Raw genomic sequence first — 1,700 nt, 5'->3', positions numbered from 1 at the left:
CGAGACCCAGGACCACGGCCTCGACCAGTCGCTCGATCACGAACTGATCAAGCAGGCCCAACCCGCCCTGCAACGCGGCGAGCCGGTCGCCATCGAGACCCGGGTGCACAACTACAACCGCACCTTCGGCGCCATGCTCTCGGGCCGGGTGGCGGAGCGCTACGGCCCCGGATTCATGGAACACGACCGCCGCGACCGCCGCTACGAGCCGGTGTCCGACCGTGTGGTCAACTATCAGGAGTTCGTCATTCCGCTGACCGACGCCGAGGTCAGCACCCAGGCCGCGCGCTGCATGGACTGCGGCATCCCCTTCTGTCACCAGGGGTGCCCGGTCAACAACATCATCCCCGACTGGAATGACCTGACCTACAAGGGCGACTGGCAATTGGCCATCGAGGTCCTGCACTCCACCAACAACTTCCCGGAGTTCACCGGCCGCATCTGCCCCGCCCCCTGCGAGGCCGCCTGCACGCTCAACATCGGCGATGCCCCGGTGGCCATCAAGACCATCGAATGCGCCATCGTCGACAAGGCCTGGAGTTCCATACCCACGCCCACATCGGCCGCGATATCCCCGTCGCCAAACTGCGCGCCGACTACGACGCCCTGGTCCTGGCCGGCGGCTGCGAGGCGCCCCGCGACCTGCCCGCACCCGGTCGGGAACTCTCCGGCATCCACTTCGCCATGGACTTCCTCACCCGCAACAGCAAGCGGGTCCAGGGGTCCTATGTCCCGGATGACGAGTTCATCAACGCCAACGGCAAACGGGTCCTGGTTATCGGCGGCGGTGATACCGGCTCGGACTGCATCGGCACCTCCAACCGCCACGGCGCCAAGTCGGTTACCCAGATCGAGATCCTGGACAAGCCGCCGGTCAAGGAGGATAAGGGGCTGACGTGGCCCGATTGGCCGAACAAGCTGCGGACCTCCTCATCGCAGGAGGAAGGCTGCGAGCGGCACTGGAATGTGCTGACCAAGGGCTTTGTCGGCGACGACCAGGGACGCGTCCAGGCGGTCAAGTACTGCCTGGTGCAGTGGGACAAGGACGCCCAAGGGCGCTGGCAGATGTCCGAGGTCCCGGGCTCCGAGGCCGAGTTCAAGGCCGACCTGGTGCTGCTTGCCATGGGCTTCGTGCACCCGGTGCACGCCGGCATGATCGAGGCGCTGAAGGCCGAGACCGGACTGGAACTCGACCCGCGCGGCAACGTCAAGGCGACCACCGAAGGCGTCGGGGCCTACCAGACTTCGGTGCCCGGGGTCTTTGGGGCGGGGGATATGCGGCGTGGGCAGTCGCTCGTCGTGTGGGCCATCCGCGAGGGGCGGCAGTGCGCGCGGGCGGTGGATGAGTGGTTGATGGGGCGGTCGGATTTGCCGAGGTAGGAGCGGGGGCGTCCCGCCCCCGGGAGTCTGAGAGAGCGGCCTGCGGGCCGCTTTTTCTTTGCCTTTACCTGAAGCGCGGAAAAGACTTAGGATAACTCCGAGACAGTCAACACAGGGCCGACAATCATGGCTGACCAGGTCGAAAACCTCACCACCGAGATGCTTCGCCGCGTCCACACCAAGCTGGATGACATCCAAGCGGAGCTGCGCCTGCGCTTCACTGGCGTCGAGACCGGACTTGCCGCGATCGATCATCACCTCGCCGCTTTCCACGCGGTCGACGCCGTCCGCGCTGACGAGATCGCTGACCTGCGGCGTCG

General features: G+C 66.2%; 1 protein-coding gene and 1 pseudogene. Both read left to right on the top strand.

From position 1 onward, the window contains the following. The first annotated feature begins 133 nt into the window (after positions 1-133). A pseudogene (locus tag QZY48_RS08320) lies at positions 134-1,380 on the top strand (glutamate synthase subunit beta). A gap of 126 nt (positions 1,381-1,506) precedes the next feature. Further along, positions 1,507-1,700 (top strand): hypothetical protein (locus QZY48_RS08315; RefSeq protein WP_295430046.1); only part of this gene is annotated, 194 nt, incomplete at its 3' end.

It is taken from the genome of uncultured Thiodictyon sp. (assembly GCF_903828115.1).
Taxonomy (GTDB): Bacteria; Pseudomonadota; Gammaproteobacteria; order Chromatiales; family Chromatiaceae; genus Thiodictyon.
This window is presented reverse-complemented; position numbering and strand designations above follow the sequence as displayed.